This window comes from Pseudomonas sp. UFMG81, from assembly GCF_015354575.1.
GTDB lineage: Bacteria > Pseudomonadota > Gammaproteobacteria > Pseudomonadales > Pseudomonadaceae > Aquipseudomonas.
On sequence record NZ_JACAFQ010000050.1, the window covers coordinates 21,126 to 46,357 of the forward strand.

A 25,232-nucleotide genomic window follows, 5' to 3' on the forward strand; every position below is an offset into this window, starting at 1 on the left:
AGCATCGTCACCCTGCTGGTCGGCCTTTCGCTGTACCGCATGGACCACAGCTCGGACCTGGTCAAGGCCAGCAGCATGCAGATGCTCACCGAGGCCGCGCAGTCGCGCATCGAGTCCCAGGGCGAGGTCCAGGCCCTGAACATCCGCCGCCAGTTCATGGACGCTTACCAGTACGGTGCCGGCTTTGCCCGCCAGGTGCTGTTCCTGCGCGAACAGGCCGAGAAGCGCTTCCTCGACGCCTACGACCTGCGCCAGGACATGACCGCCCAGGTGCGCGCCGCGCTGCAGGCCAACCCCGACCTGCTCGGCCTGTCGCTGGTATTCGAGCCAGGCGCGCTGGATGGCAAGGACCAGCTGTTCGCCGGGCAGGCGGAACTGGGCAGCAACGAGACTGGGCGCTTCGCCCTGTACTGGTCGCAACCACGCGCCGGCCAGCTGACCTCGATGGCACTGCCCGAGCACGACATGGCCAACACCGAGATAGGCCCCAGCGGCCAGCCGGCCAACACCTGGTGGACCTGCCCGCGCAGCACCGGCACGGTGTGCGTGGTCGAGCCGTACTTCTATGACATCGACGGCCAGCGCGTGCTGATGACCAGCATCGTGTTCCCGCTCAAGAACAACGGCAAGGTGATCGCTACCCTGTCCATCGACATCAACCTCAACAGCTTGCAGGCCCTGAGCGAGTCGGCCAGCCGCGGCCTCTACGAGGGCCGTACCACGGTCGGCATCCTCAGCCCGGTCGGTTTACTCGCCGGCTACAGCGCCGACGCCGGCAAGCTGGCCCAGCGCCTGGACCAGGTGGACGTCGCCCAGGGTGCGGAGCTGGTGCGCAAGCTGGCCGAAGGCAAGCTGCAGATCCTGCACGGCGAGCAGCGCCTGAAAGTGCTGGCCGCCTTCGAACCGATCCCCGGCGGCAAGCCCTGGGGCGTGCTGCTGGACGTGCCGGAAAGCGCCCTCACCGGCCCGGCCGAAGCCCTCAAGGACGAACTCGACGCCCTCAACACCAGCGGCACCTTGCTGGAGCTGGGCCTGGGCCTGGCCGCCGCCATCGCCGGCCTGTTGCTGGTGTGGCTGATGGCCCGCACCGTCACCAAGCCCATCCTCGGTGTGGCTGCCATGCTCAAGGACATCGCCAGTGGCGAAGGCGACCTGACCCGCCGCCTGCAATACGACAAGCGCGACGAGCTGGGCGAGCTGGCCGGTTGGTTCAACCGCTTCCTCGACAAGCTGCAACCGACCATTGCCGAGGTGAAACGCTCGGTGCAGGCCGCCCGCGGCACCGCCGACCAATCTGCGGCCATCGCCGCCGAAACCAGCGCCGGCATGGAGCAGCAATACCGCCAGGTCGATCAGGTGGCCACCGCCTCCCACGAGATGAGCGCCACCGCCCAGGACGTCGCCCGCAGCGCCGCCCAGGCGGCCCAGGCCGCGCGCGACGCCGACCAGGCCACCCGCGAGGGGCTGGCGGTGATCGAGCGCACTACCACCAGCATCGACACCCTGGCCGCCGACATGAGCAATGCCATGGCCGAGGTCGAGGGCCTGGCGCACAACAGCGAGAAGATCGGTTCGGTGCTGGAGGTGATCCGCTCGATCGCCGAGCAAACCAACCTGCTGGCGCTCAATGCGGCTATCGAGGCCGCCCGCGCCGGCGAGGCCGGGCGCGGTTTCGCGGTGGTCGCCGACGAGGTGCGCAACCTTGCCCGTCGCACCCAGGAGTCGGTGGAAGAAACCCGTCAGGTGATCGAGGCCTTGCAGGCCGGCACCCGCGAAGTGGTCGGCGCCATGGACAGCAGCCATCGCCAGGCCCAGGGCGGCGTCGAGCAGGTCGGCCAGGCGGTCACTGCGCTGCAACGCATCGGCCAGGCGGTGACGGTGATCACCGACATGAACCTGCAGATCGCCAGCGCCGCCGAAGAACAGAGCGCGGTGGCCGAGGAGATCAACAGCAACGTCGCCACCATTCGCGATGTCACCGAGTCGCTCTCCGGCCAGGCCAACGAGTCGGCGCGGGTCAGCCAGTCGCTGAACAGCCTGGCCAACCAGCAACAAGGGTTGATGGATCAGTTCCGCGTCTGACCCACCCTCACGCGGCCAGGGAGCGGCCGCGTGCACCGTGCCTCACAGCTCCTTCTTGGGCGAATGGAAGCGCCCCCCGCCGAGAATCCGGTCAAGCAGCACCAGTGCCCCCTCCACGTTCGGCCTGGCCCCCATTGGCAACACATCGGAGCCTGGGCCGGTGGCCTCCTCGTACCCCGCCTGCATGACCAGCAGGTGCAGCTGATTGACGTCCAGGTAGAGGTGATGCTGTTGCATGGCATAGGACTGGATCAGGCACAGCGCGCCTGCCACCAGCGGCGTGGCACTGGAGGTGCCGTTGTAGCGCGCCGTGTAGTCCCTGTCGTTGCCAGGCTTGTCCTGCAGGTCGCCGAAGCCGAGGGTCACCACGCCATCACCCCAGGCGTTGAGCATGCGGTAGGGGTAATGGTGGTTCGAAGCGGTGTGAGCCTTGCCCGTGACAGAGTCGCAGGCCCCCACCAGAATCACGTTGGCCTCACCATGGTCAATGTGGAAACGCCCCGCTGACAGATCGACCCCGGTAGCTTTCTTCGCGCCGCTGCGCGCATCGTCCTTTTCATGCCCGTTGCCGGCCGCACAGACGATTACCGCGCCCTTTTCGGCGAGCAGCTTCAGATGCGTCCAGAACATCTTGTTGTGCACGAAAGGCAGATTGGTGCCGGGCAAGTCATGATCGCGCAGCTGCTGAGGGATCACCACGATATCGCCTGCCGCCACCTGTTCGTGCAGCGCGCGCAGGACCCGCAATTCACCTTGGGCATTTTCCGCACGGGCATGGTGCACACGCACTTCACTGGCATGGCAAATCCCAGTGATGCCCAGCTTGCCTGGATTGGCCACGAGAATGCCGGTCGATGCGGTGCCATGCCGAGGGTCATCGTTGTTGCCCAGCTCGACGACATGCAAGTCTGGGTTGTGCCGCAAGTCTTCGTGCTGGGCGAACAGGCCACCGTCCACCAGGTGCACGCGCACGCCCTTGCCGGTTACCTGCTTGGCCCAGGCCTTGCGGATGTTCAGCCCGCGCTTGGTGCTGCCAGGCGCATCCAGGTAGGTCTGCAAGGCGCCGAAATCGGGCGTCGGCGCCTCGGCAGTGGCCGTGGGGAACAGCCGGTTGCCGAGCATCAGGCCCAGTTCGAACATCACGTTGTAGTGCCTGAGCTTCTCAATGCTTTGCAGCAGCGAGAAACCCTCGACCAAGGTCGGTTCCAACTGCACCGACTCGACATAGTCCAGTGCCGCCAGGGTATTGCCCAGTGCCAGGTAGGTGTCATTGAGCAGGCTCGGCAGGTGCTCGATCAGGTAGAAGCACTTCAGCGCGGCAGGCAGGTCACCCCCAGGGTGGTAGGGCCGCGCGACGATCAGCCGCCCGATCCCTGGCCAACGACGCACCAGCAGTGAGCGGGACTCGGGTTGCAGATCATGCTGGAACTGCTCGAAGCCACCCGCTGAAAATTCGACTACCAGCGGTGGCAATGCGGGTTGCAAATTGATCGCCGGGTGGCCCCCGAGCAGGCTATCGAATGATGTCGCCCTGCCCGTGCCCACCTGCTCCGCGCTTTCGACAGAGCGCTTGGCGCGCGTGATGAAACCGCCCAGTGGCACCTTGTCGAGAATCGACCGGGAAGCCTCCTCCTCGCCGATCACCAACACCAACGGCGCAAAGCTCTGCTCGCCACCGCCCGCAGCCTGGGTCAGGGTAACGCGCGGGGTGATGCTGTACTGGCCCGACAGCTGGGTGACGGTGAACACCGCCGGGCAACCCAGGTCAGCCAGCTTGCCGCTGCGCACATGGGACTGCACCGTCTGGTCGGCTAGGCGCTTGGGGCCCTGCGGGTCAACCCTGCGCAACACATAGTGGACCTTGTCGACCTTGCCCAGGTCCTTGCCCAGGCAGCGTACATGCAACTTGCCGTCGAAGCGGAAATTGCGAAAGTAGTTGAAACCAATATCGATACTCACCGTGCAACTCCTTGTCGCGCGATTGATTCAATTGTTTGTGACGCCCGGGGAGAGGGTCGGCGCCAACGCGGCGCAATGGCGCCTGACCGAAATCTCACCCGGCATGCCGATTCAACGATTGTGGAATCGTCCACCACCCAGGATGCGATCGAGCAGGTCGAGTGCACCATGCACATTGGGCCTGACGCCCATGGGCAAGGTGTCGTGTTGCGGCAAGGTGGCATCCTGATAACCGCTGGCACTCACCAGCAGATGCATCTGGTCACTGTTGAGGTAGATATGGTGCTGCTGCATGGCATAGGACTGGATCAGGCTCAATGCACCGGCCACCATCGGAGTCGCAGCGGACGTACCGCTATAGTAATCGGTGTAATCCCTGTCGGTGCCAGACAGGTCCTGCAGATCGCGGTCCACGACGGCGCCCAACGTCACGACTTCATCCCCCCAGGCATTGAGCATGCGGTGGGGATAGTTGTAATTGGAGAATGCTGAAGGCGTGCCATCCCGCGATTCACAGGCTCCGACCACAATGGCACCGGCATCACCGTGATTGTCGAAATAGCGCCAGCTGCCCAGGTCGACCCCCCGCCCACTCACCGCGCCTGTCGACCGGTCATTTTTCTTGTGGCCATTGCCAGCAGCGCAGACCACCACCGCTCCGCGTTCCACCAATTGCTTCATTGCATCCCACCAGAGCCACGAATGCAGGGTTGGCAGGCGCGTATCGGGGGCGAGGGGATCCGCGACTTCCCGGTTGAACACCACAACATCGCCCGGAATCACCTGCTGCATCAGGGCTTGCAACGTCGTTTGCGTCGGCGCCCGGTTTTGATACAGGTACAGCGCCGACTCATGACATATGCCGGTCGCGCCCAGGCCGTTCGCGCTCGCCACCAGGATCCCGGCCGACGCGGTGCCATGCACAGGATCGTCGTTGGGTTGCGACTCGACCAGGTGAATCAAGGGGTTGCCACGCAAGTCTTCATGGTTCGGACTGAGGCCGCCATCGGTGAGGTGCACGCGCCCCCCCTTGCCTTTCACGTCCTGTGCCCAAGCCCTGCGAATATTGAGGCCCTTGGTCTGCGGCCCAGGCGCATCCAGGTAGGTCTGCAGGTGTTCGTAATCGGATGTCGGCCTGGCGTTCTCCTCGGCTCGGTTACCAAGCACCACGGCGGTGCCGGTCAACAAGGTCGCCAGGCCGGCGGCGGCCGCCAGGAACACGTACGGGTCGCTTTCGGCGTCAGGCTGCAGGTGCACGCCTTCGACATAGTCCAGCCCTGCCAGACTCCTGCCCAGCGCGATGAAGGTATCGTTGAGCATGCTTGAGGGCTGCTCGATACGGTAGTAGCCCGCCAGCGCCTCGCTGCCTGCGGCCTGCTCGAAACAGGCTTGCCAGTGAATGATACTGGCAAGCCCTGGCCACAGGCGCAGCACCGCGCTGTCGGAAGGCGCTTGCAGGTCTGCCGCGAAGCGCTCGGCGCCGCCTGCGGCGAACTTGACCAGCAACGGCCCGAGCGCCGGCCTGCGATTGATTTCGGTGTGACCTACCAGCGGGCCTTGGTGCAGCTCGAAGGCCGCCGGCAACTTGCCCCCTGCCCCAGGCGCTTCACGCTTGCGTCGAGCAATGGAACCATCCAGCGGTACCTTGTCGAGGATCTTGCGATTGGACTCCCCCGGCTGAATGTCGAACAGCAGGGGGGCGAATGCCTGGCTACCGCCGCCAACACTGTCCAGCCAGGTCACGGTCGGGGTAACCGAAAATTGCCCGTCCAAGTCGGTGGTGCGGAAGGTGACCGGGCAACCGTAGTCGGCCAGCGCGCCACTGTCGGCCTGGGCGCGAGCGATGTGATCATCGAGGCGTCGGGGCTTGCCGCCTTCGATTTTGCGCAGCACATAGCGGACATGCTTGACCTTGCCCAGATCGACGCCCATGCAGCGTACGAACAGAAAGCGGTCAAAACTAAAATTGCGGTAATGCAAGAAGCTCAGGTCGTTATCCATGACATCCATCCTTGGTGGGTGAAAAATGGCGCACCTAAATGCGCCTGAACCTCGATGCTCGCATTGGCGTGCCAGCCGCGGCAGGCAGAAGCGATTCCCTGCCCACATGCCGCCTGAGCCGCTGGTCTACACTTGCCGGCTCACGGACCGGCAACCCACGAGGCGTCGATGAAGAAGTTCCCCACCTTGCTGGCCAGCCTGCTGCTGGCCTTCGGCCTGGCCAGCACCGACACGGCAGCCGCCGCAGAACCTGCCCCCATCCACTTCGGCGCCATCGGCTGGGAAAGCGGCGCACTGACCACCGAGATCCTGCGCCTGATCGTCGAGAAGGGTTACGGGCTGCCCACCGACACCCTGCCCGGCAGCACCGTGAGCATGGAAGTGGCGCTGGCCCGCAACGACCTGCAAGTGATCGCCGAGGAATGGGCCGGGCGCAGCCCCGCCTGGGTCAAGGCCGAACAGGCCGGCCAGGTGTTCGCCCTGGGCGACACGGTGAAAAACGCCGAGGAAGGCTGGTGGGTGCCGGCCTACGTGATCAAGGGCGACCCGGCGCGCCAGCTCAAGGCACTGGCCCCGGACCTGCACAGCGTCGACGACCTCAAGCGCTACCCGCAGCTATTCAAGGACCCCGAGGCGCCCGGCAAGGGTCGCTTCCTCAACAGCCCCAGCGGCTGGACCTCCGAGACGGTCAACAGCCAGAAGCTCAAGGCCTATGGCCTGGACGGCCTGTACAACAACTTCCGCAGCGGCTCCGGCGCGGCGCTGGACGCCGAAATAGGCTCGGCGATCCGCCGCGGCCAGCCGGTGCTGTTCTACTACTGGAGCCCGACCCCGCTGATGGGCCGCTACGAGCTGGTGCGGCTGGAAGAGCCGCCGTTCGACGCGGCCGCCTGGGCCACCCTCACCGATGCCAACAACCCCGCCCCCAAAGGCAGCCGTTCGCTGCCGGCCAAGCTGTCGATCGGTGTGTCCAAGGCGTTTCGTGACGCCCATCCCGAACTGGTCGCGGTGTTCGAAAAAGTCGACCTGCCCATCAAAACCTTGAACAAGGCCTTGGCCCTGATGAGCGAAACCCGCCAACCGCCGCGCGAGGCCGCCCTCGCCTTCTTGCGTGACAACCCTGCGGTGTGGAAGGCCTGGCTGCCCGCCGAAAACGCGGCCAAGGTCGAGGCCGGCCTGTGAGCGGCGGCTTCCCCGAAGCCCTGCAGCTTTCTTTCGCACCTTCGATCAACCGCCTGGTCGATTGGCTGGTGCTGCACTACGGCGATCATCTGCGCAGCATTTCCGACCAGTTGCTGCAACTGCTGGTGGGCCTGGAGCACCTGCTGCGCCTGCTGCCCTGGTGGTTGCTGTTGCTGCTGGTCGGCCTGCTCGCCTGGCACGCCAGCCGCAGCCTGCTGCGCGCCGTGACCCTGACCGCGCTGCTGGCGCTGATCGGCGTGCTGGGGCTGTGGGACAAGCTGTTGCAGACCCTCGCTTTGGTACTGGTGAGCACTGGCCTGTGCGTGCTGGTCGGGGTGCCGCTGGGCATCCTCCTGGCCACCCGGCCACTGGCCCGACGCCTGCTGCTGCCGCTGCTGGACGTGATGCAGACGCTGCCGGCGTTCGTCTACCTGATCCCGGTGCTGATGCTGTTCGGCCTGGGCAAGGTGCCGGCGGTGTTCGCCACCCTGGTCTACGCCTTGCCGCCCCTGGTGCGCCTGACCGAGCTGGGCCTTGCACAGATCGACCCGTCGCTGTTGCAGGCCGCCCACGGCCTGGGTGCCGGCCGCTGGCAACGCTTGCGGCGCATCGCCCTGCCACTGGCGCTACCGAGCATCATGGCCGGGCTCAACCAGTCGGTGATGATGGCCCTGTCGATGGTGGTGGTGGCTTCGATGATCGGCGCCCGCGGGCTGGGCGAGGATGTGCTGGCCGGTATCCAGACGCTCAATGTCGGCCAGGGCGTCGAGGCGGGGCTGGCGATCGTCGCCCTGGCGATGGTGATCGACCGTATCAGCCAGGCCTATGGCCGGCCTGGGCGATGAACCAGGCCCCACGGGATCAGCCACTCCCTTGCGGGGAGCTGGCTTGCCAGCGATGAGGCCAGCCCAGAAAATGCAGCTCAAATCGCCACCCCGGAACCCACCGCCGTGTCCCTCAAAGCCCTGCGCACCCTGGTGACCATTGCCCGCCACGGCACCTTCGCCCGCGCCGCCGACCTGCTCAGCCTCACGCCCTCGGCGGTGAGCCTGCACATCAAGACCCTGGAAGACGAACTTCAGGTCAGCTTGTTCGACCGCAGCCGACGGCAAGTGGTACTGACCGAGGCCGGGCAGTTGGCCGTGGCCCGCGCCGAGGCCATCCTCGCCGCCTACGACGAACTGGCCGACACGCTCGCCAGCGGGCCGGCCTTGCGCGGGCGGCTGCGCATCGGCGCGATCCACACCGTGCTGGCACGGCGCCTGCCACGGGCGCTGGTATGGATCAAGGCGCACCATCCGCAATTGCATGTGAGCGTGGTGTCGGGGATGTCGGCGGAGCTGGCACGGCGGGTCGAGGATGGCGAGCTGGACGCGGCGATCACCACCGAGCCGGTCAGCCCCTATCCGCAGAGCTTGCAGTACACGCCGCTGTTCGAGGACCGTTTCTGGGCCATCGCCAGCCCCGAGCTGGCCGGCCAGGGTGTGGCCGAGCTACTCGCCAGCCAGCCATTCCTGCGTTTCGACAAGCGCGCCTGGGCCGGGCGGCAGATCGAGCAGGAGCTGCGCCGCCAGCGCCTGACAGTCAGCGAACAGATGGAGCTGGACAGCCAGGAAGCGCTGGCGCGCATGGCGGCCATGGGGCTGGGCGTGGCAATCATTCCCATGAGCGACGACGACCTCGCCCGGTTGCCGCCGGCCAGTGTGCAGCCGTTCGGCGAGCCACAGCTGACCCGGCGGGTGGTGTTGCTGGAGCATGAGAAAAGCCAGCGCCGGCACTTGAGTGCGGTGTTGCGCACGGCGTTGGAGGGGTGAGCCCGGGGGCCGCTGTGCCGCCCTATCACCGGCAAGCCCCCCTCAAGCTTGCACCTCACCTGTAGGAGCGGCCTTGTGTCGCGAAAGGGGTGCGCAGCGCCCCCAGGATCTCGAATACGCCCAAGATCGTCGGGGCCGCTCTGCGGCCCTTTCCGACCGGTCCGGCGCCCCGGCAAGGCCGCTCCTACAGAGACCGCGCAAAATGTGGGAGCCGGCTTGCCGGCGATAGGGCTGCGCAGCAGCCCCAGCAACCATGAAGTTTTTCTCAACGGTCACTGCAGAAAACAGCGTTTTTTTCTGCGCACTCCCCTCCGCTACCCTGTGCCGGTACCTGACCAAGGACCGCCGACCATGCGCCACCTGCTGCTCACCACCCTCGTCCCGATCATCCTGCTCATCGCCCTGGGCGCCTGGCTGCGGGTACGCGGGTTTCTCGCCGAACACTTCTGGCCCGGCGCCGAGCGCCTGAGCTACTACGTGCTGCTGCCGTCGCTGTTCCTCCACGGCCTGGCCACCGCCAACCTCGATGGCGTGCCAGTGCTGGGCATGGTCGGCGTGCTGATGCTCTCCACCCTGCTCGGCGCCCTGCTGCTGGTGCTCTACCAAGGGGCCGCCAGCCACGACGGCGCCGACTTCACCTCGGTGTTCCAGGGCGGTGTGCGCTTCAACAACTACATCGGCGCCACCCTGGCCGCCGGCCTCTACGGCAGCGCCGGGATCGCCCTGGCGGCGGTGGCCAACGCCGCCATCGTGCCGCTGGTCAACCTGCTCTGCGTGCTGGTGTTCGCCCGCTTCAGCGCCCGTCACAGCTCGCCCGCCACGGTGTTCAGGGCGATCTTCGCCAACCCGCTGATCGTTGGCTGCGCCGGTGGCCTGTTGCTGCGGGTGACGGGCATCGGCCTGCCGGCGGGGCTGGAGCCAACCCTCAAGGCGCTCGGCCAGGCCGCCCTGCCCCTGGGCCTGCTGTGCGTGGGCGCGGCGCTGGGCGGGGCGCGCCTAGGGCAGCAGGTCAAGCCGCTGCTGGCCGCCTCGCTGTTCAAGTTCCTGGTCATGCCGGTCACCACCTGGGGCTTGTGCCGCTTGCTCGGCCTGGGTGGCCAGGCGGCGGTGGTGGCGGTGCTGTTCCAGGCCCTGCCCACCGCCTCGTCGTCCTACGTGATGGCCCGGCAGATGGGCGGCAATGCGCCGTTGATGGCCACCATCATCGCCCTGCAAACCGTGGCCGCCGCCGTCACCCTGCCCCTGGTGCTGAGCCTGACGCTGAATTGAGGCGGCACGGCTAGACTGTGATCAGCCCACCACACGGAAACACCGCCATGCGCCTCTCGTGGATGCTGTTCGGTTTATCGCTGGCCCTGCTCGCAGGCCCGCTCACCGCCGCCGACAGCCAGAAGGCCGCGGTTGCCGAAGACAAGGCGCAGGAACTGGAAAAGAAGGTGGTGGAAGACGCGCCGCCACCGAAAAAACAGGAAACCATCACCCCCACCGAAGTGCAGGCCGTCGACCCGGCCGGGCAGGCGCCGATGGACGACAGCATCACCTGCCTGGCACGGACCATCTACTGGGAGGCCAAGGGCGCCGACGCCGAGGACATGAGCGCGGTGGCCAGCGTGGTGCTCAACCGCCTGGGCCACGAGGGTTTCCCAAACACCATCTGCGGGGTGGTCAAGCAGGGTGTGGAGAGCAAGAGCTGCCAGTTCTCCTGGTGGTGCGACGGGCGCCCGGATCAGGTGGAGGAAGAACAACGCTATGGGGTGGCCAAGGAGATCGCGCGCAAGGCGCTGAACCAGCAGCTCAAGGACCCCACCGGCGGTGCGCTGTACTTCCATGACCGCACCGTGCACCCCGACTGGGCCAAGACCTACCGCAAGACGGCGCAGACCACGCATTTTCTGTTCTACAAGCCCAACCAGGCGCTGGCGCGCTGACGCACATTTTCAGGTGGGCGCACTGTTTTTTGTAGGAGCGGCCTTGTGTCGCGAAAGGGCTGCGCAGCAGCCCCAGGATTTCAAATACGCTTCAAGATTGCCGGGGCTGTTTCACAGCCCGTTCGCGGCACAAGGCCGCTCCTACAGATGATGGGTCACAACGCGGCCCTAGAAATCAATGCTCCCGGAGAACTTCACCAACCGTGGATCGCCTTGGGTCAGGTAGCCACCGTTGGCCGACGCCCAGTAGTTCTTGTCGGTCAGGTTCTCCACGTTGACCCGCAGCGTCACCGCCTTCTCCTGCACCTTGAAGCGGTAGCGCGCGCCCACGTCGAAGCGGTTCCAGGTCGGCAGGCTGAGGGTATTGGCCGGGTTGGCGTACTGCCCGCCGGTGCGCAGCATGCGCGCGTTGAGCGCCACGCCTTCAAGCCCCGGCACATCCCAGTCGACGCTGGCGTTGAGCTGGAAGGTGGGCACCCCGACGGCATGATTGCCGTCATTGTTGCCGCCCTGGGTGTTCTTCAACTCCGTGTCCATGCGCGTACCGCCAGCCATCAGGCGCAGGCCCTGCAGCGGCTCACCGAACACGCTGAGCTCCAAGCCCTTGTTGACCTGCTCGCCATCCTGGACGAACAGATTGCCCTCGACGAAGCCGTCGGTGGGCCGCTCGATGCGGAACACCGCCAGGTTGGCACCGAAGCTCTGGTAGTCGAGCTTGACCCCGGCCTCCACCTGCTTGGTCTTGGCCGGCGCAAACACTTCACCGGCATTGATCACCTGGCCGGAGGCCGTCGCGCCCTGGGCCAGGCCTTCGATGCGGTTGGCGTACAGCGAGATCGATGGGTTGAGCTTATAGACGATGCCGTACACCGGGGTGGTGACCGCTTCGTCATAGAACGCGTTGCGCCCAAGGTCCGGTCCTGGATTGTCGTAGGCGTAGCCCTCAACCCGCAGTTGCTGGCGACGCACGCCGACGGTGAGCAGCAGGCTGTCGTCGAACAAGCCGATGGTGTCGGACAACGCAAGGCTGCGGTTGCGGGTCTTGCCGGTCACGCCCGGGTCGTCCAGCTTGCCGCCGGTGAAGGTCGGGGTGGTCGGTTTGGGCAGCGGGTCGGTGTGGTAGATGTTGGTGTCTTGCGAGTTGTAGAAGACGAAGGCGTTCTCCTGCTGGGTCCAGATGCTCGCCGCACCCAGGTTCAACTGGTGGCTGACCGGGCCAGTCTGGAAACGGCCGTTGATGCCCGCCATGAAGGTGGTGTTGTCTTCGTTGTGCGGGATCTTCGAGCCGCCGATAGTGGCATCGCCGGTGGCCGCGTCGGTGAGGATCGGCGTGCCGTAGAAGCCATTCTCGTGGGTGTGCTTGACGCCGCCGGCCAGGTAGCCGCTCCAGTTGTCGTTGAAGTCGTAGTCGCCGCGGACCATGCCGAAGGTGTCCTCGGTCTCGGTCCAGGCCCAGTCCTGGCCGTAGTTGTGGTCGGCATCGGGCGCACGCGGAATATCGGTGAGGCCGGCGCCCAGGCGCACCGAGTTGCGCATGTGGTTGACCCGCTGCTTCTGGTAGCCGAAGTCGCCGGAGAGGCGCAAGTTGTCGCCCCGGTAGTCGAGCCCGGCGACGAACAGCTTGCTGCGCTGGTCCTGGTCATCGACCGCGGTCTCGCCCTCGCGCTGGGACAGGTTCAGGCGCACGCCGAAGCGGTTGTCGGCACCGAAACGCTGGCCGATATCCAGGTGCTCGCCGATACGGCCGTCGCTGCTGATGTCCTGGGTGTAGCGGCGGGTCGGCACGTCGCCGGCGCGCTTGGGCTGCAGGTTGACGTTGCCGCCCAGCCCGGTACCGGTGGGGCTGGCGCCGTTGAGGAAGGCGTTGGGGCCTTTGAACACCTCCACCCGCTCCACCGCGTCGGTAGAGATCATCTGCCGTGGCAGCACCCCATACAGGCCGTTGAACGCCACATCGTCGCCATTGAGCGGCAGGCCGCGAATGACGAAGACCTGCGACTGGTTGCCAAAGCCGAACGACTGGCGCACCGAGGGGTCGTTGAGCAGCACGTCGCCGATGTCCTCGGCCTGCTGCTCCTCGATCAGCTGCGAGGTGTAGCTGGTCATGGTGAACGGCACGTCCATCATGTCCTGGTTGCCCAATATGCCCATCTGCCCGCCACGTGCCACCTGGCCGCCGGCAAAGGCTTCGGGCGGCTCGTTGGCAGCGGGCTTGGCCGCCTCGGCATTGATCGCGGTGGGGTCCAGTTCAATGGCGCCATCGGCGGCATGGCCGTTGAACGCAACGGAACAGCAGACGGCGAGCAGGGTCGATTGATACGCACGTGCCATGAAACGGCTCCCGGTGGTGAGTGAGGGCCTTCCTGGCGGATGAGAAACTTAAGGTGATCGAGTGTTGTTTCTAGCTGATGTTGCGAATTATTACCAAACGATCGCACTTTCTTGCCGACCAGCGGTCTACCCCCTCTTTTGCCGCGCTCACCCATCAGCGCGGTCCCACACATCGCCGGGCCAAAAGCCTTGCGCTTGTGTAGGATGAGCAGCGCACCACCTGACGCTGCCAGTCACAGGGAGATCCACATGCGCGTCCCATCCGTTGCCTGCCTTATCGGCCTGTCGCTGGGCCTGTTCGCCGCCAATGGCGCCCAGGCCCTCACCGGCGAGGAGGCGCAACTGATCGATACGATCAACGTCTACCGCAGCCAGGCCCAGCGTTGTGGTGGCGAAGCCTCGCTGGAGCTGCCGCCGCTCAACAGCGACACCCGCCTGGCGCTGTCGCCGGAAGGCACCCGCGACCTGCAGCAGGCCATGAGCCGCGCCGCCTACCCCATGGTCAACGTGCAGGCCATCAGCCTGTCTGGCCCGCGCGATGCCAAGGCGGCGATGAAGGCCATCGAGGAAAGCTTCTGCCAGGTGGTGCTCGACCCGCAGTTCGTCGATATCGGCGTCAGCCAGGAAGGCCGCGACTGGCGCATCGTGCTCGCCCGGCCGCTGCTCAGCGGGCGCCTGGGCGACTGGCAGGCCGAGGGGCAGAAACTGCTGCAAGAAGTCAATGCCGCGCGCAAGGTGCCGCGCCAGTGCGGCGGCCAGCCCTACCCCGCAGCACCGGCGCTGGCCTGGAACACCACCCTGGCCGGGGTGGCCGCCGACCACACACGCCATATGGCCAACCAGAACTTCTTCGACCATATCGACCGCGACGGCCGCACGCCGGGCGACCGTGCGGAGCTGGCAGGCTATCAATACCGGCAGATCGGCGAGAACATCGCCGCCGGGCGCGACTCGGCGCGCAAGGTGGTCGATGGCTGGCTGGCCAGCCCCGGCCATTGCGCCACATTGATGAACGCGGATTTCCGTGAGATGGGCGCCGCCTACGCGGTGGACCCGAAGAGCGATGCGGGGATCTACTGGACCGGGCTGTTCGGCGCGGCGCAATAACCCACTGACGTCAGGCCTTGGCCGCCAGTTGCCGACGTATCTCGTCACTGGCGCCCTGAACCTGGGCGAGCATGGCGCGCAAACCCTGCACCTGGGCGTCGCGCTGCTCCAGTTGCTGCTCCAGCAGGCGTAGTTGCGCGGTGGCCTGGCGCTGCTCGGCCAGCAGTTTTGCGTTATCGCGGTGCAGGCGGGTCGCCTCCTCGTCCCGGGCCAGTGCCCCCTGTTGCAAGGTTTGCAGTTGCCCTTGCAACTGGCGCACCTGGGTCTGCACGCGGCGCTGTTCCTGCTCGCGTTGTTCGCGTTGATCGCCGCTGGCGACGCGGTAGTGCTCCAGGGCCGCGCACGCTTCCTGGTGCTTGGCCTCGAGTGCGCCAAGCTGCCGATCCCTGGCGGCCAACTGCCCCTGCAACTGCGTGAGCTGCGCACGCAACCCCGCTTCTGCGGCATCGATCCGCGCCCGCCCTTCAGCCTGCAACTGCGCCGCCAGCTGCTCCACCAGCCGCGCCAGGGGCGCGCTCAGGGTCGTCGTGCCTTCGCCTGTCGGCGTCTCGGCCAGCTCGCGCAGGTAACGGTGCAGGGTGGTCTTGGAGCCGGTGTTGCCCAGCTCGATACGTACCGCATCGATGCTCGGGTGCTCGCCCCGGGCCATCAACGCATCGCGCGCCCGCTCTACCATTGCCTTGCTGACGCCAACCCGGGCCATCGTTTCACTCCGCTGATTTCGTACCGTGCTACGTACCGTTCAAAACCGGCGAATAGTGAACCTGCGGCCAGGGGAATTCAAGGTGCGCAGCGCGTCAATCACCGAGGCTTTCGAGGAAGTCCACCGGCGGCACGAAGAACAGCCCACCGGTTACCGCACGGCTGAAGTCCAGCAGGCGGTCGTAATTGCCTGGGGGTTTACCGACGAACATGTTTTCCAGCATCTGCTCGATCGGTGCCGGCGAACGGGCGTAGCCGATGAAAAAGGTGCCGAATTCACCCGCGCCCGGGCGGCCGAAGGGCATGTTGTCGCGCAGGATCTTGATCTCCTGGCCGCCCTCCTCCAGCGTGGTCAATGCGCTGTGGGAATTACTGGGTTTTGTCGATTCGTCCAGTTCGATATCGGCAAGTTTGGTGCGGCCGATGACACGCTCCTGTTCGGCCGTGGACAACGCCTCCCAGCCGGCCATGTCATGCAGGTACTTCTGCACCAGGACATAACTGCCGCCGGTAAATGCCGGATCTTCGTCGCCGACCAGGGTGAACCGCGCCACATCCCGTGGCCCGGGGTTCTCCGTGCCGTCGACGAAGCCGATAATGCTGCGCATGTCGAAATAGCGGAAACCCTGCACTTCATCAACCACCGTCACCGCCTGGCCGAGGCGCTTGACCACCAGCGCGGCCAGCTCGAAGCACAGGTCCATGTGCTCGGCGCGGATATGCAACAGCAGGTCACCCGGCGTGGCGATCGCCTTGTGCTTACCGCCGTCGAACTCGCGAAACGCATGCAGGCCCGCGGGTCGCGGCGTACCGAACAGCCCTTCCCAGACCGCCGCACCGAAGCCGATGACACATGACAGGTTGCCCGACGGCACCCGCTTGCCCACCGAGCGCACCAGGCCGCCCAGGTCGTCGCACAGGGCGCGCACGGTGTCGCGGCTGTCTGATTCAGGATTCAGCGTGGCCACCAGGAAGATCGCGCTGCGGGTGACCGGACTGTCGACGGCCTGGGGTTCAATCGCCTGAGCATCCATTTAAGTCTTACCTTCAATACACGTTCTGAACTTGGGGTTTCACTAATGCGAGCAACTTGACGAACCTGTTCGGTATAGCACAGGTTATTGTTCGCAGCGCAGGTCATAGATGAGATCTATCAACTCATCCAACCTATCGATTTGACTGCGGCAATTTGCCTCATATAACTTGCACGCGTCTTCGAAGTTATCTCGAAACTGCCTGTCACCTTATCCCTGCTGCACTTCCCGCTCCTGTCCAACCCCGACCGCGGTTACGCCTGGCGTGCCGTCGCTCACGCGTTCGAGTTGCAAAAATGTCCGTCAATGCCCCCGCCCTGATCACCGAACTTGTTATCGAAGCCGGTACCAAGAAAGCCCAACTGCCCACCCGCGCGACCCTGATCCTGGGTTTTCTCGCCGGTGCGTTCATCTCGCTGGGGTTCCTCCTGGCGATCCACGTCAGCACCATGATCCCCGCGCCATGGGCCTCGTTCGGCACCCTGCTGGGCGCGGCGGTGTTCCCCATCGGCCTGATCCTGGTGATCCTGGCCGGTGGCGAGCTGCTCACCGGCAACATGATGAGCCTGCCGCTGGCCCTGTTCGCCCGGCGCATCAGCCTGGGCGCGGTGGCGCGCAACTGGCTGCTGGTGACCGCAGCCAACCTGCTGGGAGCGCTGTTTGTGGCCTATTGCTTCGGCCATTTGCTGGGGCTGACCGAAGGCCCCTACCTGGGCAAGACCCTGGCGGCGGCCACCAGTAAGGTCAACGCCGACTTCCTGCATGCGTTCGTCTCCGGCATCGGCTGCAACTGGCTGGTGTGCCTGGCGGTGTGGCTGTCGTATGCCAGCCGTGAAATGAGCGGCAAGATCCTCGGCATCTGGTTCCCGATCATGGCCTTCGTCGCCATCGGCTTCCAGCACGTGGTGGCCAACATGTTCCTGATCCCGGCAGCGATCTTCGCCGGCTACCTGAGCTGGATGCAGTTGGTGGAGAACCTGGTGGCAGTGTTTTTGGGCAATGCGGTGGGCGGGGCGATTTTCGTCGGGCTTGCGTATTACGTATCGTTCGGCGCCCCGATGGAGAAACAGGCCGCATTACCGTGAGGCGGGGTTCGCCGGCAAGCCGGCTCCTACGCAACAGTGGTAGGCGCCGGCTTGCCGGCGTAGCTGCTAGGCTCTGTACGAAAAGCCTTGATACTCGGTGATGCTGCGTTGAAAACAGCCTCGGAATGCTCATTTACAACCCGTAAACTCCGCTTCCTCGGCTGTTTTCGCCTTGCCTGACCTTCGTCTCAAGACTTTACGTACAGACCCTAGTGGTAGGCATCCCCCGGCTGCACCTTGCCGCGGAATACGTGGTAGCTCCAGAAGGTGTACGCCAGGATGATCGGGATGATGAACAGCGCCCCGATCAGCGCGAACAGCTGGCTGGTCAGCGGCGCGGCGGCCTGCCACAGGGTCAGGCTCGGCGGCACGATGTTCGGCCAGATGCTGATCGCCAGCCCCAGGTAACCCAGGAACACCAGCCCCACCACGGCAATGAACGGCATGTGCGAGTGACGCATGCGCAGGGTTTTCTGGATCACCACCACGGCCACCACCGCCAGCACCGCGATCAATGCCGAGCGCAGCCAGTGACTGGCACCGAACCAGCGTTGGGCGATGTCGTCATGCAGCCAGGCGGTCCAGGCGCAGATCACCACGATCACCAGCGCCAACAGGTAGGTCAGCGGGCGGCTGTAGTGGCGCATGCGCGATTCGAGCATGCCGTCGGTCTTGATCAGCAGCCAGGTGCTGCCCAGCAGCGCGTAGGTCAGCAGCAGGCCAACACCGCAGAACAGCGGGAACGGCGCCACCCAGTCCCAGCCGGAGCCGACGAACTGACGGTCCACCACCGGGATGCCGCTGATGTAGGTGCCGATGGCCACGCCCTGGAAGAAGGTCGCCAGCACCGAGCCGCCGATGAACGCCTTGTCCCACAGGTGACGCTTGCTCGGGTGGGCCTTGAAGCGGAACTCGAAGGCCACGCCACGGAAGATCAGCCCGGCCAGCACCAGCACCAGCGGCAGGTACAGGGCTTCGAGGATCACCGAGTAGGCCAGCGGGAAGGCGCCATACAATGCCGCCGCGCCGAGCACCGCCCAGGTCTCGTTGCCGTCCCACACCGGTGCCACGGTGTTCATCATCACGTCGCGATCGCTGGAGTCGCCGATCAACGGGAAGAGAATCCCCAGCCCCAGGTCGAAGCCGTCCATGATCACGTACATCATCAGCCCGAAGGCGATGATCACGCCCCAGATGACCGAAAGGTCGATACCTTGAATTGCCATTTGCCTGTTCCTTCTCAGTCGGCGACGGACAGCGGGCGACGCGCGGTGGCCAGCGATTCCGGTTGGTCGGGGCTCGGCAGTTCCTCGTGCGCGGATGGGCCCTTGCGCACCAGGCGCATCATGTAGCCGATCCCCACGGTGAACACCGAGAAGTAGATGAGCACGAAGGCCGCCAGGGTCAGGCTCATCTGCATGGCGCTGTGGTTGGAGGCCGCCTCGGTGGTGCGCAGCATGCCGTAGACCACCCAGGGCTGACGGCCCACTTCGGTGGTGAACCAGCCGGCCAGCAGGGCGATCAGGCCCGACGGGCCCATCAGCAGGGCGAACCAGAGGAAGGCGCGGTTACGGTACAACGCGCCATTGCGCCGCAGCACCAGGGCCAGCAGGGCGCAGGCCAGCATCAGCATGCCCAGCCCGGCCATGACCCGGAAGCTCCAGAAGATGATCGTCGAGTTGGGGCGGTCTTCCTTGGCGAAGCTCTTGAGCGCCGGGATCTGCTTGTCCAGGCTGTGGGTCAGGATCAGGCTGCCCAGGTACGGCACCTCGAGGCTGTAGCGGGTGGTTTCGGCGGCCATGTCCGGCAGGCCGAACAGCACCAGCGGCGAGGCTTCGCCCGGCTTGTTCTCCCAGTGCCCTTCGATGGCGGCGATCTTCGCCGGCTGGTGCTCCAGGGTGTTCAGGCCGTGGGCGTCACCGACCACCACCTGCACCGGCGTTGCCACCAGGATCATCCACATGCCCATCGACAGCATCTTGCGGATCTGCGGCGTGTTGCGCCCGCGCAGCAGGTGCCAGGCCGCCGAGGCCGAGACGAAGAACGCGGTGGAGAGGAACGCGGCCAGCGCCATGTGCGCCAGGCGGTACGGGAACGACGGGTTGAACACGATCTTGAACCAGTCCAGCGGCATCACCCGGCCATCGACGATCTCGATGCCCTGCGGGGTCTGCATCCAGCTGTTCGAGGAGAGGATCCAGAACATCGAGATCAGCGTACCGATGGCCACCATCACCGTGGCGAAGAAGTGCAGCCTGCGCCCCACCCTGCCCCAGCCAAACAGCATCACCCCCAGGAAGCCCGCTTCGAGGAAGAACGCGGTGAGCACCTCGTAGGTGAGCAACGGCCCGGTCACGCTGCCGGCGAAGTCGGAGAAGCGTGCCCAGTTGGTGCCGAACTCGTAGGCCATGACCAGGCCCGAGACCACACCCATGCCGAAGTTGACGGCGAAGATCTTCGACCAGAACTTGTACAGGTCCTTGTAGACCGAGTGGCCGGTTTTCAGCCAGCAGCCTTCGAGCACGGCCAGGAAGCTGGCCAGGCCGATGGTGATGGCCGGGAAAATGATGTGGAACGAGACCGTGAAGGCGAATTGCAGCCTTGCCAGGTCCAGTGCACTCAGATTCGACATGACGATATCCTTGTGGACAGGCAGGCCCCTCCCGGGCGGCGGCCGTTACGGCGCCGCACACCCAGGGGCCTGCAGTCGATTGATGAAAGCGTTCGGGGTTACGCGCTGACGGCGTGGATCAGGGCATCGGCCTGTGCAGGCTCGAGGCGGATGGCGACGAACTTCGAGGTCGGCGTGAAGGTCTGGTCACCATAGCTCTCCAGCGGTACCAACGGGTTGGTCTCCGGGTAGTAGGCGGCCGCCTGGCCAGCGGGGATGTCGTAGGCCACCAGGGTAAAGCCGCTGACCCGACGCTCCAGGCCGTCTTCCCACAGCGACACCATGTCCACCTTGTCACCGGGCGCGAAGCCCAGGCGCTGGATGTCGGCCGCGTTGGCGAAGACCACTTCGCGCAGGCCGAACACCCCGCGGTAGCGGTCGTCCAGGCCGTACAGGGTGGTGTTGTACTGATCGTGCGAACGCAGGGTCTGCAGGATCAAGTCCGGCGTCTCGCCACGGGCCAGCACCGTTTCGTTGACCAGTTGCGCCGGCAGCTGGCTGGCGGTGAACTGCGCCTTGCCACTGGCGGTGTTCCACTCGCGCTCGGCGGCGGCGTTGCCCAGGTAGAAGCCGCCCGGATGCTGCAGGCGCGCGTTGAAGTCGGTGAAGCCAGGGATGGTGTCGGCGATCAGGTCGCGAATGCGTGCGTAGTCGGCCACCACCCAGTCCCAGTCGATCGGCCGGTCGCCCAGGGTGGCCTTGGCCATGCCAGCGATGATCGCAGGTTCCGAGCGCAGCAGCGGCGAGCGTGGTTTGAGCTGGCCGTGGGAGATGTGCACCATGCTGAAGGTGTCTTCCACGGTCACACCCTGCGGCCCTTCGGCCTGGATGTCGATTTCGGTACGGCCCAGGCACGGCAGGATCAGCGCATCGCGCCCGGTGACCAGGTGCGAACGGTTGAGCTTGGTCGAGATGTGCACGGTCAGCTCGCAGTTGCGCAGCGCCGCATGGGTGCGTGGGGTATCCGGGGTGGCCTGGGCGAAGTTGCCGCCCAGGGCGATGAACACCTTGGTGCGGTACGCTTCCATGGCCTGGATCGCCAGCACGGCATTATGCCCGTGGCGGCGCGGCACCTCGATGCCGAAGCGATGCTGGATGTTGTCCAGCAGCCAGGTCGGCGGCTTCTCGTCGATGCCCATGCTGCGGTCGCCCTGCACGTTGCTGTGGCCGCGCACCGGCGACAGGCCGGCGCCCGGACGGCCGACGTTGCCGCGCAGCAGCTGCAGGTTGACGATCTCCTGCACGGTCGGCACCGAGTGGCGGTGCTGGGTGACGCCCATGGCCCAGCACATGATCACCCGTTCGGCCTTGCGGTACATGCGCGCGGCCAGCTCGATCTCGGCCTTGCTCAGGCCCGACTGCTCGACGATGTGCTCCCAGGAAGTGGCGTCCACCTGTGCCAGGTAGTCGTCCATGCCGTTGGTGTGGGCCTTGATGAAGGCGTGGTCGAACACCGGCGGCATGCCGTTGGCCTGGGCCTCGCGCTCCCACTGCAGAAGGAACTTGGCCATGCCGCGAAAAGCCGCCATGTCGCCACCCAGGGCCGGGCGGAAGTAGGCGGTGTTGGTCGGTTCGGAGCCATTGCTGAGCATTTCGAACGGGTGCTGCGGGTGCTGGAAGCGCTCAAGGCCGCGCTCCTTGAGCGGGTTGAAGCACACCACCTGGGCGCCGCGCTCCACCGCCTCGCGCAGCGGTTCGAGCATGCGCGGGTGGTTGGTGCCGGGGTTCTGGCCGATGACGAAGATCGCGTCGGCCAGTTCCAGGTCATGGAACACCACGGTGCCCTTGCCCACGCCGAGGGTTTCACCCATGCCCAGGCCGCTGGCCTCGTGGCACATGTTCGAGCAGTCGGGGAAGTTGTTGGTGCCGAAGCTGCGCACGAACAGCTGGTACAGGTAGGCCGCCTCGTTGCTGGCCCGGCCCGAGGTGTAGAAGTCGGCCTGGTCGGGCGACTCGAGGCTGTTCAGGTGCCTGGCGACCAGGGCGAAGGCCTCGTCCCAGCTGATCTCGACGTAGTGGTCGGTGCTGGCGTCGTAGCGCATCGGATGGGTCAGGCGGCCCTGGTACTCGAGCCAGTAGTCGCTCTGTTCGAGCAGCGCGCTGACGCTGTACTTGGCGAAGAAGTCAGGGTCGACCGAACGGCCGGTGGCCTCCCAGTTGACCGCCTTGGCGCCGTTCTCGCAGAACTTGACCATGCCGTTCTCGGGCGACTCACCCCAGGCGCAGCCCGGGCAGTCGAAGCCGTTGTTCTGGTTGGTCTTGAGCATCGCACGAACGTTCTTGACGGCGTTCTCGCTGCCCAGCCAGGCCTTGGTCACGCCCATCAGCGCACCCCAGCCGGCGGCCGGTCCGTTATAACTTCTAATATGTTCTTCGTCGCTCATCAGGATCACCCTTGGTCGCGGCAGGCTAATTAACACGTTCGAAGTTTCATTGAGTTCAAACAATCAACTTCGACACTGCTGACCCGTGCAGGCTATTTTCACGGTGCACTAGCGTCAAATCGAAAGTAATTAAGACTTCATTGGCAATCTCTATCACCGGCCGTGATAAGTATTTTTGATCACCTGGTCATTAAATATGATTGGACGCTGTTACCCGCACTTTCTAGTCTGCTGCCGCGCTCCAACTTCGCCTGATGAACCCGCGGGTATTGCCATGATCGTCCACGCCAAACCCAACCTGCTGAACGTGCTGATCACCCTCAAGGGGTCGATTGCCCGGCGCATTGCCCGGCGCACCCTGATGGTCAGCGCGCTGGCCTCGCTGATCGTGCTGGTGGAGACCCTGCACCCGGCCTTCTACGCCAAGGTCAATGCCACACCCTTCACCCTGTTGGGCATCTCGCTGTCGATCTTCATGAGCTTTCGCAACAACGCCTGCTACGACCGCTGGTGGGAGGGCCGCAAGGCCTGGGGCCAGGTGGTCATCGAGGTGCGTTCGTTCATCCGTGCCAGCTGCGTGATCGCCAACCCCGAGCAGCGCGCCCTGTTGCTGCGCGGACTGTGCGGCTACACCCATGCCCTCGGCGCACGGCTGCGCGGCGAGGACGAGCTCAGGGCCGCCACGCCCTGGGTCGGCGATGCCGCCAGCCTGCCGCCGCATAACCTCAGCGACGGCATCCTGCAATCGCTGGGCGCACGCATCTCGCGTTTGGCCCAATACCAGCAGATCAGCGAATGGCGCTACGTGACCCTGGAACAGCGCCTGCAGGGGCTGTCCGAGGCGCAGGCGGCCTGCGAGCGGATCAAGGCCACGCCGCTGCCCTTCCCCTACACCCTGCTGCTGCACCGCACCATCTACCTGTTCTGTGTGCTGCTGCCGTTCGCCATGGCCGAGCCGCTGGGCTGGCTGGCGCCGCTGTTCACCGCCATCGTCAGCTACACCTTTTTCGGCCTGGATGCCATCAGCGACGAGCTGGAAGACCCGTTCGGCCGTGACGAGAACGACCTGCCCCTGGATGCCATCGTGCGTACCGTGGAGCGCGACGTGCTCGGCGCCCTGGGCTGCACCGAGCTGCCACCAGCGCTGCAGCCGGTGGACCACATCCTCAGCTGACCCCCCGAACACCCTGCCCGCCCCGGCCAGCATCGCTGGCCGGCGGCGTTCGCGTGCGCGTCACCCCATCACAACAATGGAGCAGCCCCCATGCAACGCACCACCCTGTCCGTGGCCGTTTCCCTGGCCACCCTGGCGAGCCTCGCGCCCTTGTGCAGCCACGCCGCTGGTTTCATCGAAGACAGCAAGGCCAGCCTGGCCCTGCGCAACTTCTACATCGACACCGACAATCGCAACGGCAGCGCCGCGCCGAGCAAGCAGAACGAATGGGGCCAGGGCTTCATGCTCAACTACGCCTCGGGCTACACCCAGGGTACGGTCGGCTTCGGCGTCGACGCCCTGGGCCTTCTGGGCGTGCGCCTGGATGGTGGCGGCAAGGCTGGCAAGGCCAACGTCGAGCGCCAGCCCGGCACGATCTTCCCGCTGGAGCACGATGGTTCGGCGGTGGATGAGTTCAGCAGCCTCGGGCTGACCGCGAAGATGCGCATCGCCCGCAGCGAGCTGCGCTACGGCACCCTGCAGCCGAAGCTGCCGGTGGTGGTGTCCAACGATGCTCGCCTGCTGCCGCTGACCTATGAAGGCACCCAGCTGACGTCCAACGACTTCGCCAACCTGACCCTGACCGCCGGCCAGCTGGAGCACACCCGCGGGCGCAACTCCACCGACCTGCGCGCCCTGAGCATCGCCGGGGCCAATGGCAGCACCGCCAAGAGCCGCGACAGCAACCACTTCTACTTCGCCGGCGCCGACTACAAAGCCAGCAAGCAGTTGCTGCTGCAGTACTACTACGGCGAGCTGGACGACTTCTACAAGCAGCACTTCTTCGGCCTGGCGCACAACCTGCCGCTGGGGCCGGGCAACCTGAAGACCGACCTGCGGGTGTTCCTCAGCGACAGCGACGGCAAGAATGCCAGCGCCGCCGGGCGCCGGGACAACTACCTGAGCAGTGGCTATTACGGTGGTGAGGTGACCAAGGGTGAGGTGGACAACCAGGTGTACAGCGGCCTGTTCACCTACAGCCTGAGCGGGCACAGCCTGGGGGCGGGGTATCAGGTGCTGACCGGTGACAGCGACTTCCCGTACTTGAACCGGGGCGATGGCGAGGGCACCAGCACCTACCTGGTCACCGATGCGCAGTTGCTCAAGTTCAACCGGGCCGGGGAGCGGACCTGGCTGGCGCGGTATGCCTACGACTTCGCCGCTGCCGGGGTGCCGGGGCTGAACTTCAGCGTGCTGTATCTGAAGGGGAATTCGATCGACACGGCCCATGCTGACCGTGACGAGTGGGAGCGGGATATCGCGCTGAGCTATGTCACGCCGTCCGGGCCGTTCAAGGGGCTGGGGCTGGCGTGGAAGAATGCCAGCCTGCGCAGTGGGTTGCCCGCCGGGACCGTGGAGGGTTATGCGGCGCAGCGGGATCAGGATGAGAATCGGGTGATTGTGAGTTATACGGTGCCGTTGATGTGACGGGATTGGCGCGTCAGGGCTTCGCTCCTGACATTCCTTTCAAGGTTCTGATCGCTATCGCATGAGGGCGACCAAGGGCTTGCCGGTGTTCTTGCATCGCTCTTGAGATCGAGCGCCGCCCGCGCGGCGCATCGCTGGCAAGCCAGCTCCCACATCTGTTTCGGGCCAATCCATCCTGTGAGGTCTCCACTGTCCGCCTTGGTGCATGTCTTGAGTCATGTGGGGCGGCGGTAGCGTCCATGCAAAAACCGCGTCGTACAAACAGGGCGGACAGTGGAGATGGGCCAGGAGTAACTGGCCCGAAACAGATG

18 protein-coding genes and 1 pseudogene are annotated in these 25,232 nt (G+C 65.4%); 11 read left to right on the forward strand and 8 right to left on the reverse strand.

Annotated elements, in window-relative coordinates:
• Positions 1–258: 258 nt before the first annotated feature.
• Together IX761_RS27760 and IX761_RS27765 are read left to right on the forward strand one after the other, a co-directional pair.
• A pseudogene (locus tag IX761_RS27760) lies at positions 259–1,224 on the forward strand (HAMP domain-containing protein); the annotation flags it as partial.
• A 102-nt stretch (positions 1,225–1,326) separates the two neighbouring features.
• Complete coding sequence (locus IX761_RS27765; protein ID WP_416366816.1) at positions 1,327–2,082, forward strand: methyl-accepting chemotaxis protein; 756 nt, start codon at positions 1,327–1,329, stop codon at positions 2,080–2,082.
• A gap of 42 nt (positions 2,083–2,124) precedes the next feature.
• Here IX761_RS27765 and IX761_RS25090 read toward each other — a convergent pair whose 3' ends face one another.
• Both IX761_RS25090 and IX761_RS25095 read right to left on the reverse strand, forming a co-directional pair.
• Positions 2,125–4,041, reverse strand: coding sequence for a S8 family serine peptidase (locus IX761_RS25090; protein ID WP_194792184.1), 1,917 nt, complete (start codon positions 4,039–4,041; stop codon positions 2,125–2,127).
• Positions 4,042–4,152: 111 nt separating this feature from the next.
• Positions 4,153–6,042 carry a S8 family serine peptidase gene (locus tag IX761_RS25095; protein ID WP_194792185.1) on the reverse strand — a complete coding sequence of 630 codons (1,890 nt, stop codon included), beginning with the start codon at positions 6,040–6,042 and terminating at the stop codon, positions 4,153–4,155.
• Positions 6,043–6,210: 168 nt separating this feature from the next.
• On the opposite strand from IX761_RS25095, the gene IX761_RS25100 reads away from it, so the two are divergent.
• The 5 genes from IX761_RS25100 to IX761_RS25120 all read left to right on the forward strand — a co-directional run bounded on the left by IX761_RS25100 (position 6,211) and on the right by IX761_RS25120 (position 10,966).
• Positions 6,211–7,224, forward strand: coding sequence for an ABC transporter substrate-binding protein (locus IX761_RS25100; RefSeq protein ID WP_194792186.1), 1,014 nt, complete (start codon positions 6,211–6,213; stop codon positions 7,222–7,224).
• A complete protein-coding gene (locus IX761_RS25105; protein WP_194792187.1) occupies positions 7,221–8,069 on the forward strand; it encodes an ABC transporter permease in 849 nt (282 codons plus the stop codon). The genes IX761_RS25100 and IX761_RS25105 overlap by 4 nt, the downstream gene beginning before the upstream one ends.
• 105 nt (positions 8,070–8,174) lie before the next feature.
• Positions 8,175–9,038: a LysR family transcriptional regulator gene (locus IX761_RS25110; RefSeq protein WP_194792188.1), complete on the forward strand. Its 864-nt coding sequence runs from the start codon at positions 8,175–8,177 to the stop codon at positions 9,036–9,038.
• Between the two features lie 351 nt (positions 9,039–9,389).
• Positions 9,390–10,307 carry an AEC family transporter gene (locus tag IX761_RS25115; protein WP_194792189.1) on the forward strand — a complete coding sequence of 306 codons (918 nt, stop codon included), beginning with the start codon at positions 9,390–9,392 and terminating at the stop codon, positions 10,305–10,307.
• 47 nt (positions 10,308–10,354) lie between these two features.
• A complete protein-coding gene (locus tag IX761_RS25120; RefSeq protein WP_194792190.1) occupies positions 10,355–10,966 on the forward strand; it encodes a cell wall hydrolase in 612 nt (203 codons plus the stop codon).
• A 168-nt stretch (positions 10,967–11,134) separates the two neighbouring features.
• On the opposite strand, the gene IX761_RS25125 is transcribed toward IX761_RS25120, so the two are convergent.
• On the reverse strand, positions 11,135–13,297 hold the full coding sequence (locus IX761_RS25125) for a TonB-dependent receptor (RefSeq protein ID WP_194792191.1): 2,163 nt from the start codon (positions 13,295–13,297) through the stop codon (positions 11,135–11,137).
• A 249-nt stretch (positions 13,298–13,546) separates the two neighbouring features.
• On the opposite strand from IX761_RS25125, the gene IX761_RS25130 reads away from it, so the two are divergent.
• Entirely contained in the window at positions 13,547–14,404 is an 858-nt protein-coding gene (locus tag IX761_RS25130) for a CAP domain-containing protein (protein ID WP_194792192.1), read from the forward strand.
• Between the two features lie 10 nt (positions 14,405–14,414).
• Here IX761_RS25130 and IX761_RS25135 read toward each other — a convergent pair whose 3' ends face one another.
• Both IX761_RS25135 and IX761_RS25140 read right to left on the reverse strand, forming a co-directional pair.
• A complete protein-coding gene (locus tag IX761_RS25135; RefSeq protein ID WP_194792193.1) occupies positions 14,415–15,107 on the reverse strand; it encodes a DNA-binding protein in 693 nt (230 codons plus the stop codon).
• A 94-nt stretch (positions 15,108–15,201) separates the two neighbouring features.
• Entirely contained in the window at positions 15,202–16,140 is a 939-nt protein-coding gene (locus tag IX761_RS25140; protein WP_194792194.1) for a Dyp-type peroxidase, read from the reverse strand.
• Positions 16,141–16,436: 296 nt separating this feature from the next.
• On the opposite strand from IX761_RS25140, the gene IX761_RS25145 reads away from it, so the two are divergent.
• On the forward strand, positions 16,437–17,225 hold the full coding sequence (locus tag IX761_RS25145; protein ID WP_194792195.1) for a formate/nitrite transporter family protein: 789 nt from the start codon (positions 16,437–16,439) through the stop codon (positions 17,223–17,225).
• Between the two features lie 209 nt (positions 17,226–17,434).
• Here IX761_RS25145 and cydB read toward each other — a convergent pair whose 3' ends face one another.
• The 3 genes from cydB to IX761_RS25160 form a co-directional block, all read right to left on the reverse strand.
• Entirely contained in the window at positions 17,435–18,451 is a 1,017-nt protein-coding gene (gene cydB, locus IX761_RS25150) for a cytochrome d ubiquinol oxidase subunit II (protein ID WP_194792196.1), read from the reverse strand.
• 14 nt (positions 18,452–18,465) lie between these two features.
• A complete protein-coding gene (locus tag IX761_RS25155; RefSeq protein ID WP_194792197.1) occupies positions 18,466–19,857 on the reverse strand; it encodes a cytochrome ubiquinol oxidase subunit I in 1,392 nt (463 codons plus the stop codon).
• 98 nt (positions 19,858–19,955) lie between these two features.
• On the reverse strand, positions 19,956–22,280 hold the full coding sequence (locus IX761_RS25160; RefSeq protein WP_194792198.1) for an FdhF/YdeP family oxidoreductase: 2,325 nt from the start codon (positions 22,278–22,280) through the stop codon (positions 19,956–19,958).
• Positions 22,281–22,554: 274 nt separating this feature from the next.
• Between IX761_RS25160 and IX761_RS25165 the strand changes: the two genes are divergently transcribed.
• Positions 22,555–23,454 (forward strand): bestrophin family protein, encoded by a 900-nt coding sequence (locus tag IX761_RS25165; protein ID WP_194792199.1) that lies wholly within the window; start codon positions 22,555–22,557, stop codon positions 23,452–23,454.
• A 90-nt stretch (positions 23,455–23,544) separates the two neighbouring features.
• On the forward strand, positions 23,545–24,921 hold the full coding sequence (locus IX761_RS25170; protein WP_194792200.1) for an OprD family porin: 1,377 nt from the start codon (positions 23,545–23,547) through the stop codon (positions 24,919–24,921).
• Positions 24,922–25,232: the final 311 nt, after the last annotated feature.

Coding starts and splice junctions, on each gene's coding strand:
- IX761_RS25160 (WP_194792198.1), bottom strand. CDS start 22,280: ATGAGCGACGAAGAACATATTAGAAGTTATAACGGACCGGCCGCCGGC.
- IX761_RS25120 (WP_194792190.1), top strand. CDS start 10,355: ATGCGCCTCTCGTGGATGCTGTTCGGTTTATCGCTGGCCCTGCTCGCA.
- IX761_RS25095 (WP_194792185.1), bottom strand. CDS start 6,042: ATGGATAACGACCTGAGCTTCTTGCATTACCGCAATTTTAGTTTTGAC.
- IX761_RS25140 (WP_194792194.1), bottom strand. CDS start 16,140: ATGGATGCTCAGGCGATTGAACCCCAGGCCGTCGACAGTCCGGTCACC.
- IX761_RS25165 (WP_194792199.1), top strand. CDS start 22,555: ATGATCGTCCACGCCAAACCCAACCTGCTGAACGTGCTGATCACCCTC.
- IX761_RS25125 (WP_194792191.1), bottom strand. CDS start 13,297: ATGGCACGTGCGTATCAATCGACCCTGCTCGCCGTCTGCTGTTCCGTT.
- IX761_RS25100 (WP_194792186.1), top strand. CDS start 6,211: ATGAAGAAGTTCCCCACCTTGCTGGCCAGCCTGCTGCTGGCCTTCGGC.
- IX761_RS25170 (WP_194792200.1), top strand. CDS start 23,545: ATGCAACGCACCACCCTGTCCGTGGCCGTTTCCCTGGCCACCCTGGCG.
- cydB (WP_194792196.1), bottom strand. CDS start 18,451: ATGGCAATTCAAGGTATCGACCTTTCGGTCATCTGGGGCGTGATCATC.
- IX761_RS27765 (WP_416366816.1), top strand. CDS start 1,327: ATGGAGCAGCAATACCGCCAGGTCGATCAGGTGGCCACCGCCTCCCAC.
- IX761_RS25135 (WP_194792193.1), bottom strand. CDS start 15,107: ATGGCCCGGGTTGGCGTCAGCAAGGCAATGGTAGAGCGGGCGCGCGAT.
- IX761_RS25130 (WP_194792192.1), top strand. CDS start 13,547: ATGCGCGTCCCATCCGTTGCCTGCCTTATCGGCCTGTCGCTGGGCCTG.
- IX761_RS25155 (WP_194792197.1), bottom strand. CDS start 19,857: ATGTCGAATCTGAGTGCACTGGACCTGGCAAGGCTGCAATTCGCCTTC.
- IX761_RS25145 (WP_194792195.1), top strand. CDS start 16,437: ATGTCCGTCAATGCCCCCGCCCTGATCACCGAACTTGTTATCGAAGCC.
- IX761_RS25115 (WP_194792189.1), top strand. CDS start 9,390: ATGCGCCACCTGCTGCTCACCACCCTCGTCCCGATCATCCTGCTCATC.